The organism is Halovulum marinum, assembly GCF_009697225.1.
In the GTDB taxonomy this organism is placed as follows: Bacteria; Pseudomonadota; Alphaproteobacteria; order Rhodobacterales; family Rhodobacteraceae; genus Halovulum; species Halovulum marinum.
In genome coordinates this window covers 1-12,628 of record NZ_WIND01000026.1, presented here as the reverse complement: position 1 = coordinate 12,628, position 12,628 = coordinate 1, and the positions used below count along the sequence as shown (strand labels likewise).

General features: G+C 71.0%; 14 protein-coding genes. 7 read left to right on the top strand and 7 right to left on the bottom strand.

Annotated elements, in window-relative coordinates; all coding sequences use genetic code 11:
• Positions 1 to 25 precede the first annotated feature (25 nt).
• On the top strand, positions 26 to 1,225 hold the full coding sequence (locus tag GE300_RS19680; protein WP_154449214.1) for a flagellar hook-length control protein FliK: 1,200 nt from the start codon (positions 26 to 28) through the stop codon (positions 1,223 to 1,225).
• Positions 1,226 to 1,237: 12 nt separating this feature from the next.
• Entirely contained in the window at positions 1,238 to 1,933 is a 696-nt protein-coding gene (locus GE300_RS19675; RefSeq protein WP_154449213.1) for a flagellar hook capping FlgD N-terminal domain-containing protein, read from the top strand.
• A gap of 191 nt (positions 1,934 to 2,124) precedes the next feature.
• On the opposite strand, the gene GE300_RS19670 is transcribed toward GE300_RS19675, so the two are convergent.
• From GE300_RS19670 to GE300_RS19650, 5 genes are all read right to left on the bottom strand, one after another.
• Entirely contained in the window at positions 2,125 to 4,458 is a 2,334-nt protein-coding gene (locus tag GE300_RS19670) for a serine/threonine-protein kinase (protein ID WP_154449212.1), read from the bottom strand.
• Complete coding sequence (gene motA, locus GE300_RS19665; protein ID WP_154449211.1) at positions 4,458 to 5,327, bottom strand: flagellar motor stator protein MotA; 870 nt, start codon at positions 5,325 to 5,327, stop codon at positions 4,458 to 4,460. The genes GE300_RS19670 and motA overlap by 1 nt, the downstream gene beginning before the upstream one ends.
• Before the next feature lie 61 nt (positions 5,328 to 5,388).
• Positions 5,389 to 5,973: a MotE family protein gene (locus tag GE300_RS19660; RefSeq protein WP_154449210.1), complete on the bottom strand. Its 585-nt coding sequence runs from the start codon at positions 5,971 to 5,973 to the stop codon at positions 5,389 to 5,391.
• Positions 5,970 to 6,401: a hypothetical protein gene (locus tag GE300_RS19655; protein ID WP_154449209.1), complete on the bottom strand. Its 432-nt coding sequence runs from the start codon at positions 6,399 to 6,401 to the stop codon at positions 5,970 to 5,972. Before GE300_RS19655 ends, GE300_RS19660 begins: the two co-directional genes overlap by 4 nt.
• A gap of 12 nt (positions 6,402 to 6,413) precedes the next feature.
• A complete protein-coding gene (locus GE300_RS19650; protein WP_154449208.1) occupies positions 6,414 to 6,890 on the bottom strand; it encodes a flagellar basal body-associated FliL family protein in 477 nt (158 codons plus the stop codon).
• Positions 6,891 to 7,022: 132 nt separating this feature from the next.
• On the opposite strand from GE300_RS19650, the gene fliF reads away from it, so the two are divergent.
• Genes fliF through GE300_RS19625 form a run of 5 tightly spaced genes read left to right on the top strand, consistent with a single transcriptional unit; the run spans position 7,023 to position 11,350 of the window.
• Positions 7,023 to 8,597, top strand: coding sequence for a flagellar basal-body MS-ring/collar protein FliF (gene fliF, locus GE300_RS19645; protein WP_325063335.1), 1,575 nt, complete (start codon positions 7,023 to 7,025; stop codon positions 8,595 to 8,597).
• Positions 8,594 to 9,211: a FliH/SctL family protein gene (locus GE300_RS19640; RefSeq protein WP_154449207.1), complete on the top strand. Its 618-nt coding sequence runs from the start codon at positions 8,594 to 8,596 to the stop codon at positions 9,209 to 9,211. The genes fliF and GE300_RS19640 overlap by 4 nt, the downstream gene beginning before the upstream one ends.
• On the top strand, positions 9,201 to 9,548 hold the full coding sequence (locus GE300_RS19635) for a FliM/FliN family flagellar motor switch protein (protein ID WP_407647740.1): 348 nt from the start codon (positions 9,201 to 9,203) through the stop codon (positions 9,546 to 9,548). Before GE300_RS19640 ends, GE300_RS19635 begins: the two co-directional genes overlap by 11 nt.
• Positions 9,549 to 9,551: 3 nt before the next feature.
• Positions 9,552 to 10,268: a flagellar type III secretion system pore protein FliP gene (gene fliP / locus GE300_RS19630; RefSeq protein ID WP_233417227.1), complete on the top strand. Its 717-nt coding sequence runs from the start codon at positions 9,552 to 9,554 to the stop codon at positions 10,266 to 10,268.
• Complete coding sequence (locus GE300_RS19625; protein ID WP_154449206.1) at positions 10,265 to 11,350, top strand: FliG C-terminal domain-containing protein; 1,086 nt, start codon at positions 10,265 to 10,267, stop codon at positions 11,348 to 11,350. Before fliP ends, GE300_RS19625 begins: the two co-directional genes overlap by 4 nt.
• A gap of 9 nt (positions 11,351 to 11,359) precedes the next feature.
• Here GE300_RS19625 and GE300_RS19620 read toward each other — a convergent pair whose 3' ends face one another.
• Both GE300_RS19620 and GE300_RS19615 read right to left on the bottom strand, forming a co-directional pair.
• Positions 11,360 to 11,638, bottom strand: a complete 279-nt coding sequence (locus GE300_RS19620; protein ID WP_233417221.1) for an I78 family peptidase inhibitor — start codon at positions 11,636 to 11,638, stop codon at positions 11,360 to 11,362.
• A gap of 29 nt (positions 11,639 to 11,667) precedes the next feature.
• Positions 11,668 to 12,504 (bottom strand): DMT family transporter, encoded by an 837-nt coding sequence (locus GE300_RS19615; RefSeq protein WP_233417220.1) that lies wholly within the window; start codon positions 12,502 to 12,504, stop codon positions 11,668 to 11,670.
• Positions 12,505 to 12,628: the final 124 nt, after the last annotated feature.

The following is a 12,628-nucleotide window of genomic DNA, read 5'->3' as shown; positions in this document are numbered from 1 at the left end:
AACCCCGAAGCGCGATCTTCCGGCCATGACACATGGTCCAGAGCTGATTCGCGCCGCCACTGTTCCGACCCGGGCCGGCAAGATCCCGAAAGATGCTGCCATCGCCGACAAGGACGTCGCGCAGACGCCGCGATTCGAGCTTGCAGCGGCACCCGAGGTCGCCACGGCGGCGCTGGCGCCCGCCGGCCGCCCGGCGCAAGTTGCCGCGGTTGCTCCTCTGCCGCGGCAGGTGCAAGGCCTGTTCGAGCCGGAGAGCGCGGCCACCGGCGACGCCGCAAGCGTGCCGGCGCAGGTGCGCCCACCGGAAGGCGAGGCAGTCCCCGCGTTCGGCAACATGCCCCCCACCGATAGCATCTCTCTGCCGGCGACCGCCGCCGCAAAACCGCCGGGCGCGGCGCCTGGCGAGCCGGCGGTACCCGCACCTGCGCGGCCGTCGCCGCCGCCGACCGCGGCCGCGCCGGATGCCGAAGGCCGCCGCTGGCAGCCTGCCTTGCCCGCCGCGACCGGGGCTCCGGCGGAGGCCGGTGCCGTTGCCGAAGCCGATCCCGAGGCTCGCAATTCCGCGCGTGCGCCGGCTCCGTCGCCGGATGCGCATCAGGAGCCGGATCGCGGCAATCGCAACCATCAGTCAGCCCCCGCCGTGGCGAAGCCAGCACCGGCCACCGGTGCCGCGCATTCGCAGGCCGTTGCAGATGCGACCGCGCCGATCGGGGGCGAATCGGCGGCCGCCGCATCCGAGCCGCAGACGCAGACGCAAGCTTCGGCCGCACCGCGGGGCCCGGGACTGTCAGCGGTGCCGACAGCGCCGCAGGAGGACCACGTCCAATCCCTCATCGCCCGCATCGCGACCAGGTCGACCGCCGGCGGCGAACGCGAGTTGCAGTTGCGGCTCGACCCGCCGGAACTGGGATCGGTCCGGATCACGCTCAGCGGCTCGGACGGCCATCTGACGGCCGTGGTCAGCGCCGATCGTGCAGACGTCGAACAGTTGCTGCGCCGTCACGCCCAGGATCTGGCCGGGGCCTTGTCGGACGCCGGCTACGAAGGCGTGGACATCGACTTCGGGACCGGACACGACAGCGCCGAAGACGCGCTGCCGGAACACATGATCGCGGCCGCGGACATCCTCGGCGATGCGGAAACTCGCGACACCGGCGCGGCCGGCGCCGCGGCGGCGCGTCCGTCGCCCGCTCTGGCCGATGGCCGCCTCGACATCAGGTTGTAGGAGCAGATCGAAATGGATGCAGGCACCACCCACCCCGCGGCCTCGACGGCAAGCACGATCGGAACCCAGACCGTCCCCGAGAAGCGCAAGGACATCTCGGCCGACTTCGACACGTTTCTCTCGCTGCTCACCGCGCAGTTGCGCAGCCAGGATCCGCTGAACCCCGTGAATTCAACCGATTTCATCGCGCAGTTGGCGAGTTTCTCGACGGTGGAACAACAGACCCGCACCAACGAGCTGCTCGCGGATTTCGTCGCCGGTTTCGATGCGGCCGGGGGTCTGTCCGGCTATGTCTCCTGGATCGGACAGGAGGTCGCGGCGCAGGTGCCGGCGCAGTTCGACGGATCGACGCCGATCGAGTTCCAGGCTGTGAACATCGATTCCGGGTCGTCCGCGTCGCTGACGATCAGAAACGATTTCGGCACGGCCGTTGCCGAACTGGTGCCAGGTGCCGCCAATGGAGAATACATCTGGGATGGCCGAACCAGCGCCGGGGAACTTGCACCGGCGGGAACCTATTCTGCAGAGTTTACTGTGACCGGTCCCGGCGGAAAGCCGACCACACAACCCGCCGCGGTCTATGCCGCGGTCCGGGAAGTCAGGATGGAGGCGGGCTCAGCGCGGATCGTCCTGCAGGGGGGGGCAACGATCGCACCGGAAGGTGCATTGGCTGTTCGCACACCCTCGAGCGATGCGAGCGCTTCCTAATTCATAGCATTTCACCCGGGCGGGCGGATCGGAATAATTCCCAGTCCGCGGCGGCCCGGGACCGGTATCCCAGCGCAGCGGTTCTGCCCCGACGGATTTCCCGCGACGTCTTTCGTGACAATGGCAGGGGCGCCGGCTCCGTGGCTATCCAATGCGGCCGCGATGGCCGGACGTGCCTTCGCTGCGCCACCTCAGTTCGCATCTTCCCTGGGCGTCATGGCGCTGACCGCCGCCAGCAGCGTCGGCACGTCGTGCAGCGCCGCCCGGGCGCGGTCCAGGGTAGGCCCCGTCTCGCGGGTGCCCGGCACCGGTTCCGTCCGCCTGCTGAGATAGGCGGACAAGGGCGCATAGAGTTTGGAAATCTCACCCTTCGAAGTGCTGTCACTGGCAACCGCAAGTAAGGAAAGGGCGTCGCGGCGCGTGTCTGCGGACGCGTTGGTGCCCGGCCCGGACATGGCCGCGGCCGCGGCTGGCAGGTCTCCGAGGCGAATGTGTGACCGCGCCCTGACCCGCGCCGCATCCGCTCCCGTCAGACCGTCCAGCGCGGTCAACGCTCCGCGCGGATCTCCCTCGGCCAGCCGCGCCGCCGCCGCCATCAGCCGCGCGTCCCTGTCGGCGATCTCCGATCCCGCCGCAAGCAGTGCAGAGCCGGCGTTGGGCAGTCCGCCGCGGATGAGATCTCCGGCGAACAGCGTCCGCAGCGCCGCGCCGCGTGAACCGGTTGCGAAAATGCCCTTGTTTTCCAGCGCCGCGTGCGCGCCGGCAAGGCTGCGCCGCTGCTCGGCCGGCATGGCCTCGAGAATGTCCAATCCCACTGCGCGCAACTCCGGATCCTTGGATCCAGGGTCGGCTTCCAGCCCCCGCAGCGCGCGCAGGGCGGCGATCGGCCGGCCCTGGGCGGCCTCGAGCCGGATTCGCACCAATCGCAGATCGCGAGCGACTCCGGGCGCATCCGGCAGCGCCGCAATCGCGGCGTCGAGACCCGTGGTCAGCGCCGGCGCGACGCTGCTGCCGGTTTGCAGCGTCGCCTGGGCATGAGCCAGCAACAGATCGGGATCAGGAGAAGACGCTGTCGCCAGCACCGGAGCGGTGAGGGCCAGCGCCGCGCCGGCCTGACCTTCCGACAGCAGCACCGCCGCGCGCATGGCCACTTCGCCGCGCCCTCCGTCCCCCGGGGTCCGGTCGAGGACGCCGAGGATGTCCCGCGCAAGGTCGGGTCGGTCGTTGGCCAGCGCGTTGCGGACAACCGCCGCCGCGACGACCCGGCGCAACGGCACCGGAAGCTCCTCGATACCGGCGAGCACCGCCTTGTCCGCGGCTTTCCGGCCGGAACCGGTATCGAGGCCGGCGGCAGCGCGCCACAGGCTGATCCGCCCGTCGCAGGCCGCGGCCGACGCGATCGGCCCGAGCGGGTCGGGCGGTTGACCGTCGACGACGCGGGCGAGATCCTGCAGCAGGCGGCGTGCGTCGCCGGTGCCGCCGGTAACGCCCAGCAATGCCTGCGCCTCGCGGCCGAACCCCGAGCTGATGTAGAAGCGCGCAAGATCCTCGATCGCCGGGAAGTCGAGATCGCCGGCCGGCGAGATGATCAGCCGGCGCCGCTGACCCAGGCCTTCGGCAAATTCCTCGCCCGCATTCCAGGACGCGACGTGGAGTGCCTCGTCATTCAGACAGGCCTGCGGCGTGGTCTCGGTGTCGGCGTCGGCCCGGCGTGCCGGATCCAGCGGGCCGCGGATGCTCAGATGCGCGTCAAGCCCCGGCGCCGCGACCTCGGCGACGGTGCGGGACGGCGCCGGCGTGACGGTCGCGGCGGGAAGTCGTCCGGGCGCCGCCTCGGCGATTGCGAGATCGGCAGCCAAGGGCGCAATGCTGGTCGCGACTTCCGGAGCGATGGTCAGCAGGCCCTCGTCTGCAGCACGTTCCAGCGACGCCATCAGCTGGTCCCGCGCGGCCAGAACCGCGTCTGTCGTATCGGAGCCGCCGCCGCCGAGCGTCGGAGGCGCGGTGGCATTCGAACCCGGGCCTGCTGCCGCCAGGTCCGGCGCCGCCGCTTGCGAAGCGGGCGCCGCCCGGGGCCCGGGCCGCTGCGCCGCACCGGCGGCCGCGCCGATCTTCATCGGCCGGGGATCGATCCTCTCGGTTGCCGGCGCGCCGTCGGGACGCCGGACATCTATGGCCAGAAAGCCGGTGCCGATCGGCGCGGGCACCACCTCGCAGGCGCAGGCGAGGGTCAGTTCCAGCGTTGCGCCGCCGGGGACGGTCCGGGCGGATACCGACAGGATTCGGGTTCGCGGCATGCGCTGGAACACCGAGGAGACGTCGAGATCCGGCACCGGCCCGGTCAATCTGAGGGCCGCGCGGCTGCCGTCCTGGGACAGCGACCAGTCCGCGCCGGCCGGCAGCGGCAGCACCAGCCGCGAGTATTCGGGATGCTCGACCGCACGGATCGGCGCCGCCTGCTGGGCGGCGGCCGCCGTGCAGACGAATACCGCGAGCAGCGCGGCCGGGAGATATTGCAGCTTCATCAGGCGGCCTCCTGCTTGCCGGCGCGCAGCGCGTCGTCGAGCACGTTGAAACTCGGACGCAGGTGATGCGGGGTGTTCTGCCGGCCGACCTCGACGCAGATGTTCGGGGGATGGCGATGAAGGTTCGCCACCATCACCTCGCGGATCAGGGCGTAGAAGTTCTGGTCCTCGTCGACCACCGCGCCCACCTTGGTGGCGAACGGGCCGATGATGCCGTAGGCCAGGAACACGCCCAGGAAGGTGCCGACCAGCGCGCCGCCGATCAGCTTGCCGAGGATCTCCGGCGGCTGGTCGATCGAACCCATCGTCTTGATCACCCCGAGCACGGCGGCGACGATTCCCAGCGCCGGCAGCCCGTCGGCCATGGTCTGCAGCGCATGCGCGGAATGGCCGGCGTGCTGGGCCGCGGACTCGATCCGCTTGTTTAGCACTTCCTCGACCTGGTGCGGATCGTCGTAGTTCATGCCGGCCGCCCGCATGGTGTCGCAGATCAGGTCGACCGCCTCGTGGTCGGCAAGGATGCGCGGGTAGCGCTGGAACAGCTCCGAATTGTGCGGATCCTCGACGTGCCCTTCCAGTTCCAGCGGGTTCTGGCGGCTGGTCCGGATCAGCGTGAACATCAGCACCAGCAGGTCCTGGTAGTCCTGGCCGGTCCAGCGCGGCCCCTTGAAAACCTTGCCGACGTCGGAGAGGGTCTGCTTCACCGCCGCGAGGCTGTTGCCGATCACGAAGGCCCCGGCGGCGGCGCCGCCAATGATGATCATCTCGTAGCCGATGCTGCCCAGGATAATGCCGAACTTGCCGCCGGCCGCCACATAGCCTCCGAAAACCATCGCGAAGACGATGACGATGCCGATGATCCCGAACATGACGACCGATCACTCCCGCTGACTGCCCGGCCGGTTATGCGGCCTGCGGCTTAACATTCCCTCAATTGCCGGTCGCCGGCAGAACGCCACCCGCGTTCATGTTCCGCGCCGCCAGCACCACGCTGACGGCATAGGCCATGTCCGCGTCCATCAGCGTCAGGATGTCGGCGGCCGAGCTCGGGCTCATCCGGGACAGGATGCCGGCGGCGAATTCGGTATCCATCGACGAGAAGATGCCGGCGGCGCGTTTCGGCTTCACGTTCTCGTAGATCGCGGTCAGCTGGGCGACGTCGCGCTCGGCCGCGCCGTCCGCGGCGGCGACGGTGGCGGCCAGGCGCTCCTCGGCCTCGACCAGTTCCGTGTGCTTGCGCTGCAGCTCGGCCTCGGCGATCTCGAGCGCGGCCTCGCGCTCGGCGATGCCCTGCTCGAGCGAATCGAGCTGCGCGCCGCGTTCGCGCAGCACCTCGAGCAGCGCTTCGGATTCGGGGCCGCAGCCGGCGGTATCGCCGAACTCCAGCGCCTCCTGCGGCGGGAACAGCACCTCGGCCGCGGCGGGGCCGACAAGCGCGGTGCGGACCAGCGCCGACGCCAGGAAACACCCGGCCAGAAGCGCCAGCGCGCGGGTCCGCCCCGGAACCCCGCTCATGACTTGCCCCCCTCGCCGACGATTCGGCGCAGGGCGGTGACGACGTCGTCGCCCGGATCGCACGGCGGCTCCCCGGTGTCGGCCGCCGCTTCCGGCTTCGGCGCGGGTTCGCCGGGGCTGGCGGCATCGCGCACGGTGTCGGCATGGCCGTTCTCGTGCAGGGTCGCGAGCAGCAGCTCCAGCCGCCCGGCGGCGATCTCGGCCCGCGCGGTCAGCGCCGACAGTTCGCGCGTGATGTCCGAGGTCGAGGCCTTGGTATCGGCCAGCGAGGCGCGCGTCTGCTCGACCCGCGCCGACAACCCGGCGATTGCCCCGCCCAGCCCCTTGTCCATCGATTTCAGCGCGGTCAGGCGCCGCGCCAGCACCCAGCAGTACAGCGCGGCGGTCAGCGCGCCGGCGATCAGCAATCCGTCCGCGATCAGCTCCATGTTCGGCCCCCGTCAGTTGAGTATGAATTCCAGCACCAGCAGGTCGCGCACCTTGCCGTCGCCGACGACGACCTCGATCCGCCGCAGCATCTGCGCCCGCAGGATCGCCAGCGCGGCCGGATCCTCGAGCTCGGCTTCCTCCACCGCGCGCAGGTAGCCGTTGAGCACGTCCATGATTCGCGGGCGCAGCGCGGTCACCGTCTGCTCGGCCCCCGGCTCGACCTCGAGCTCGGCGGTGAAGCGCAGGGTCTGCGCCTTTGCGCGCGGCCCGAGCGAGACCGTCAGCGGCTCCAGCGCCACGAACACATAGGCCTGCGCGTCATGCGCGGCCGAAGCCTTCTGGCCGCCGCCGATGCCGTCCAGCAGGCCGCCGTAGGTCACCGCGAATCCCGCGGCGCCCGCGACCAGCGCACCCGCCGCCGCGACCATCATTCCCTTCATCGAGGAGCGCTTCGGCCGCGCCTCGCCTTCGCCGGTTGCCTCGACCATTCCGGCCCTCCTGTCTCCCGCGTCGTCGAAGCGGGTTTAGCCTTTGCGGGCTAACCAATTCTTAAGTCCGGCGGGCCAGACAGAGGGGCAGATGCCGGGCCAGGACGGACCGGCGAAGGCTGTGAGGTTGACGTGAACCAGATCCTGTCCGGATGGGCTGCCCTCGATAGCAGGCGCAAGATGATCGTCGCCCTGGCCGCACTGGCCATGGTGATTTCCTTCGCCACCATCCTGCGGCTGGCGTCCAGCAACGACATGGCGCTTCTGTACGCGGGGCTGGAACCGGCCACGGCAGGCGAGGTCGTCGCCGCGCTCGAGGCGTCCGGCACCGCGTTCGAGGTGCGCGGCGGCTCGATCTACGTCGATGCCTCGGTCCGCGATTCGACGCGGCTGTCGCTGGCCGCCGAGGGCCTGCCGGCCGCGGGCGGCGTCGGCTACGAGCTGCTCGATTCGATGAGCGGCTTCGGCACCACCGCGCAGATGTTCGACGCCGCCTACTGGCGAGCGAAGGAGGGCGAGCTGGCGCGCACGATCCTGGCCAGCCGCGACATCCGCGCCGCCCGCGTGCACCTCGCCACGCCGCCGCAGCAGCCGTTCGCGCGGCCGCAGCCGGTCACCGCCTCGGTCACCGTGACCCCGGCCCGCGGCGCGGTGGACACGGCGCAGGCGCAGGCGATCCGCTATCTGGTCTCCTCGGCCGTGGCCGGGCTGGCGGGTGCGGATGTCGCGGTGATCGACAGCGTCAACGGCGTCGTTCTGGCCGGCGAGGGCGGGTCCGACAGCGGCGCGGATCCCGCCGCCGCCGACCCCCGCGCGGCGCAGATGAAGGCCAACCTGGAGCGGCTGCTGTCGGCGCGCGTCGGCCCGGGCAAGGCGCGGGTCGAGGTCAACATCGACGCCGACATGGACAGCCAGACGATCACCGAGCGGGTGATCGACCCGACCAGCCGCGTGGCGATCTCCAGCGACCTGGAGGAGGTCAGCGAATCGGCCGAAGGCAACGCTGGCGGCGCCGTGACCGTCGCCAGCAACCTGCCCGCCGGCGATGCCGCAAAGGACGGCGCAGGAACCCAGAGCAACCGCAGCGAGACCCGCGAGCGGCAGAACTTCGAGGTCTCCGAAACCCGGCGCGAGCGAATCATCCAGCCCGGCCAGATCCGGCGCATCAGCGTCGCGGTGATGGTCGACGGCATCACCACCGTCGACGGGGACGGCGGCCGCAGCTGGGCGCCCCGGCCCGAGGAGGAGATGGCCGCGCTGCGCGAGCTGGTCGAGAGCGCGGTCGGCTTCGACCCGGCGCGGGGCGACCGGATCAGCCTGCAGACGCTGGAGTTCCCGGCCGCGCCGGACCGCGGCACGACCGCAGGCGCGCCGGCCTTCAGCCTGCTCGACGGATCGGTGCTGGGCCTTGTGCAGACCGCGGTGCTGGGCATCGTCGTGCTGCTGCTGGGCATCTTCGTGGTCCGGCCGCTGCTCAGCCGGCCGGCGGCGCTGCCCGCGCCGGCCGAAGCGGACCTGCCGGCGCTGGGCGCCGCCGCGTCCGCGGCCGAGGCGATCGCCTCCGCCGCCCCCGCCGCGCTGCCGACCCCGGAACACACCCGGATCGGCAAGCTGCGCGATCTGATGACCGATCGCCGCGATGAAAGCGCCGACATCCTGCGACGCTGGATCGAGGCACCGGAACAGCCCGAAGGATACAGCCGATGACCCGTCCCGTTCTCCTGCAGGTGTTCTCGCCCTCGGCCGCGCCCGCGGCGCAGCCGGCCAACGGCCCCGGCCCGGACGTCGAAAGGCAGCTGGCCGAGGCCTGGGACGCCGGCCATGCCGCCGGCGTCCAGGACGGTACCGAGGCCGCCGCCAAGGTGCATGCCGAGGCCCAGGACCAGCTGCGCGCCGCGCTGGTCGAGGCGATCCGCGATCAGCGCCACGGTCAGCTCGAATCCCAGGCCCGCATCCTGTCGGGCATCGCCCCGCTGGTGCGAACGCTGGTCGCGCGGCTGGCGCCGGGCCTGGCCCGCGCCGGCCTGGCCGACCATGTCGCCGAGGAGGTCGAGCGCGCGCTGCGCGAGCGGCCCGACCCGGCGCCGACGATCCGCTGCGCGGAAGAATCGCTGCCCGGGCTGCAACAGGCGCTGGCGGCGCTCGGCGCGGACTGCGCGGTGACCGCCGATGCGCGGCTGACCCCGCTCGAGGCGCAGGTGCACTGGGACGACGGGTTCCAGACGATCGACCTGGGCGGCGCCGTGGCCCGCCTGGACCGGGCGCTGGCCGCGACGGCCGCGCCCATTCTGGACGCCGAGGAGATACGTCATGCAGGATGACACCGACAACCACCCCGGGCAGACGCCGATCGCCGGCAGCCTGCCGCCCACGCCCGTCGACGCCCCCGACCGGCGCGACGGCCGCCGCGAAAGCGCGCTGATGGGCGTGCCGATCGAGGTGATGATCTCGGTCGGCAAGGCGCGGCCGCTGGTCTCGGACCTGGTCAAGCTGCGCCGCGACAGCGTGGTGACGCTGAACAGCCGCATCGACGATCCGGTCGAGATGTACATCGGCGAGCGGCTGATCGCCCGCGGCGAGCTGCAGGAAATGGATGACGGGTCGGGCCGGCTGGGCGTGCGCCTGACCGAGGTCGCGGACCTGTCCAAGGGAGTCTAGGCCCTGCGACGCGTGTTGCCGCTCCTGCTGGCGGGGCTGCTGCTGGCAGGTCCCGCCGCGGCGCAGGAGGTGATGATCGATCTCGGCGGCGACGGCTCGCTCAGCCTGCGCACGGTGCAGCTGTTCCTGCTGATCACCGTGCTCAGCCTGGCGCCGGGGCTGGCGATCATGGTGACCTGCTTTCCGTTCATGGTGACGGTGCTGTCGATCCTGCGGCAGGCGATCGGCGTGCAGCAGGCGCCCCCGAACATGATGATCGTCAGCCTGGCGATGTTCCTGACCTATTTCGTGATGGAGCCGGTGTTCCAGGCCGCCTGGACCGAAGCCGTGCGCCCCGCCATCGACGGTCAGATCGACGCCGAGACCGCGTTCGCCCGCGGGGTGGAGCCGTTCCGCGCGTTCATGCTCTCGCGCACCGACCCCGACACCGTCGACCTGCTGGCCGACGCCGCCGGCAAGACCGTCGAGGGTCCGCCCGGCCTGTCGGTGCTGATCCCCGGATTCATGCTGTCCGAGATCCAGCGCGGCTTCGAGGTCGGGTTTCTGGTTTTTTTACCGTTCCTGATTATCGACTTGGTGGTCGCTGCGATCCTGATGTCGATGGGTATGATGATGGTGCCGCCCGCCGTGGTTTCCCTGCCGTTCAAACTGGCGTTCTTCGTCCTCGCCGACGGCTGGTCGCTGCTGGCCGGCGCGATGGTCCGCGGGTACGGCACATGACCGGGGCCGCTGCGGTTTCCTCGCCGCCGGCGCTGGTGGAGCCGTGGGACACGCTGCGGCAGAAGGCGCAGGCCGGCGCCGCCGAACTGCCGCCGATCCGCAAGGCGGCGATCATCCTGGCGGCGATCGGCCCCGAGGCCGCGGGCGAGTTCCTGCGCACCATGGACGAGGGGGCGCTGACCCGCACCGCGATCGAGATCAGCCGCCTGGACCGGGTCCCGAAGGACATGCTCGACGCGGTCATCGCCGAATTCCTGCTGTCCATCGGCACCGACGAGGAGGTCTCGGGCGGCAGCCACACCGCGCGCCGGCTGCTGGCCGAGGTGCTGGACGACAAGACCATCGAGCGGATCATGCTGGACGTGACCGGCGGCCCGACACGCTCGGCCTGGAAGCGCCTGAACGAGTGTTCGAACACCGCGTTGGCCAGCTTCGTCGGCGCCGAGCATCCGCAGACCGCGGCGGTGATCCTGACCGAACTGCGCCCGGACAAGGCCGCCGCGGTGGTCGAGCGTCTCGACCCCGAATTCGCGCAGCAGACGGTCCTGCGCATGGCCCGGGTCCCGGCGCTGGAGCCGCGGGTGGCGGCGATGGTCGAAAGCGTGATCGCCAGCGATTTCCTGTCGGCGCTGCAGCGCACCCAGGGGTCGCGGCGCCCGGCCGAACTGATCGCCGGGCTGATGAACAACCTGCGCACCGAAGCGCGCGAGAAATTCCTCGGCTATCTCGAGGACGAGAAGCCGACGCTGCACCGCGACGTGCTGCGCACGATGTTCACCTTCGCCGACATCCGCGAGCGCGTGGCGGCCCGCGACGTGCCGCTGCTGATCAAGGAACTGGAGGAACCGGTGCTGATCGTGGCGCTGAAATGGGGGCAGATGCAGGGCAACCCGTCGGTGGACTTCCTGCTGTCGAACCTGTCCAAACGCCTGTCCGAGCGCCTGGTCGAGGACCTTGCCGGCGTGCCCGAGCCGACCCAGCGCGACGGCGAGGGCGCGCACCAGGAAGTGGTGCGCGTGATCCAGGAAATGGCGAAGGTGGGCAGCATCGCGCTGGTCGAGGACGAAGTGCCCGAGGAGTGACCGGCCGCCTCAGCCGCAATAGACGCGGGTCACCACGCCGTTGCCGTCGCGCACGATGTTCAGCCGGTCCGGCTGCTGGTCCTGCGTCACCGAATCGCCCGGATCGATGAACCGCACCTTCGGCGCCGCGACCGCCAGCGAGGCCATGTCGGCAATGCGGCCGCCGACCAGATCCTGCTGGGCGCGGGCGTTGCAGACATCGGAAAACTCGGCACCGCCGCCAGCGGTTCCGGCACCCTGGCAGGCCGCCAGGCCGACGACAAGGGTCGAGATAATAACTGCGCGCATCATGCCTCCTTCGGTTCCGGCGAAGAAAATCACCTGTCCCTGCGCAACGCAAGCGAGGCGAAGCCGGTTGCCAGCAGCAGTCCGATCCCCGCCAATGTCGGCCCGTCCGGCCACTCGCCGAACACCGCCGCGCCCAGCGCCGTCGCCGCCACCAGCTGAAAGTAGATGAACGGCGCCAGCCGCGTCGCCGGCATCAGCCGGTACGCCGCGAGCAGCAGCAGGTTGCCCAGGAACGAGGCGCCGCCGCTGACCGCCAGCGGCCCCCATGCCCAGTCGCCCTCGGGCCAGGCGGCAAGCCCGGGCGGGCCCAGCACGACGAAGCCCAGCGCCAGTTGCGCCAGCAGCAGCGTCTGCGGGCTGCCGCGCCCCGACAGCCAGCGGCTGGCGGTCAGGTAGCAGCCGTAGAATACCCCCGCCAGCACGGCGAAGCCCAGCCCCGGCGTCATCCCGAACCCGGGTCGCACCGCCAGCAGGACGCCGGCGAAGCCCAGCACCAGAAGCGCCGTGCGCCGCGGCCCCACGCTCTCGCCCAGGAACAGCACCGACAGCAGATAGCTCAGCAGCGGGCCGATGAAGAAGGCGGCGAACACGGTGGCGATCGGCTCGGTGGCGACGGCGGTCAGCATGCACACGATGGTGCCGACGATGAACGCCCCGCGCAGGTAGCTGCGCCAGTCGCGCAGCGGCGCAAGACCTGCGCCGCTGCCGAACACGATGGCGGCGGCCAGCGCGGTACCCAGCGCGAACCGCGCCCAGGCGACGAACACCGGGGCCATGCCATGCTGCTGGATCAGCAGCTTGCCCGCGGTGTCTCCCAGCGGGATCATGGTCATGGCCACCGCCATCAGCAGGACGGCGGCGGCCAAGCTCTCAGCGCCTGTTCACGCTGTTCGCGATCAGCTCGTCGACGACGGAGGGGTCGGCGAGGGTCGAGGTGTCGCCGAGGGCGCCGAGGTCGTTCTCGGCGACCTTGCGCAGGATCCGGCGCAT

Excerpts from the sequence above, each read along its gene's own strand:
- motA (WP_154449211.1), bottom strand. The coding sequence starts at position 5,327 with ATGTTCGGGATCATCGGCATCGTCATCGTCTTCGCGATGGTTTTCGGA.
- GE300_RS19650 (WP_154449208.1), bottom strand. The coding sequence starts at position 6,890 with ATGGTCGAGGCAACCGGCGAAGGCGAGGCGCGGCCGAAGCGCTCCTCG.
- GE300_RS19675 (WP_154449213.1), top strand. The coding sequence starts at position 1,238 with ATGGATGCAGGCACCACCCACCCCGCGGCCTCGACGGCAAGCACGATC.
- GE300_RS19625 (WP_154449206.1), top strand. The coding sequence starts at position 10,265 with ATGACCGGGGCCGCTGCGGTTTCCTCGCCGCCGGCGCTGGTGGAGCCG.
- GE300_RS19620 (WP_233417221.1), bottom strand. The coding sequence starts at position 11,638 with ATGCGCGCAGTTATTATCTCGACCCTTGTCGTCGGCCTGGCGGCCTGC.
- GE300_RS19640 (WP_154449207.1), top strand. The coding sequence starts at position 8,594 with ATGACCCGTCCCGTTCTCCTGCAGGTGTTCTCGCCCTCGGCCGCGCCC.
- GE300_RS19655 (WP_154449209.1), bottom strand. The coding sequence starts at position 6,401 with ATGGAGCTGATCGCGGACGGATTGCTGATCGCCGGCGCGCTGACCGCC.
- GE300_RS19635 (WP_407647740.1), top strand. The coding sequence starts at position 9,201 with ATGCAGGATGACACCGACAACCACCCCGGGCAGACGCCGATCGCCGGC.
- GE300_RS19670 (WP_154449212.1), bottom strand. The coding sequence starts at position 4,458 with ATGAAGCTGCAATATCTCCCGGCCGCGCTGCTCGCGGTATTCGTCTGC.
- GE300_RS19680 (WP_154449214.1), top strand. The coding sequence starts at position 26 with ATGACACATGGTCCAGAGCTGATTCGCGCCGCCACTGTTCCGACCCGG.
- GE300_RS19660 (WP_154449210.1), bottom strand. The coding sequence starts at position 5,973 with ATGAGCGGGGTTCCGGGGCGGACCCGCGCGCTGGCGCTTCTGGCCGGG.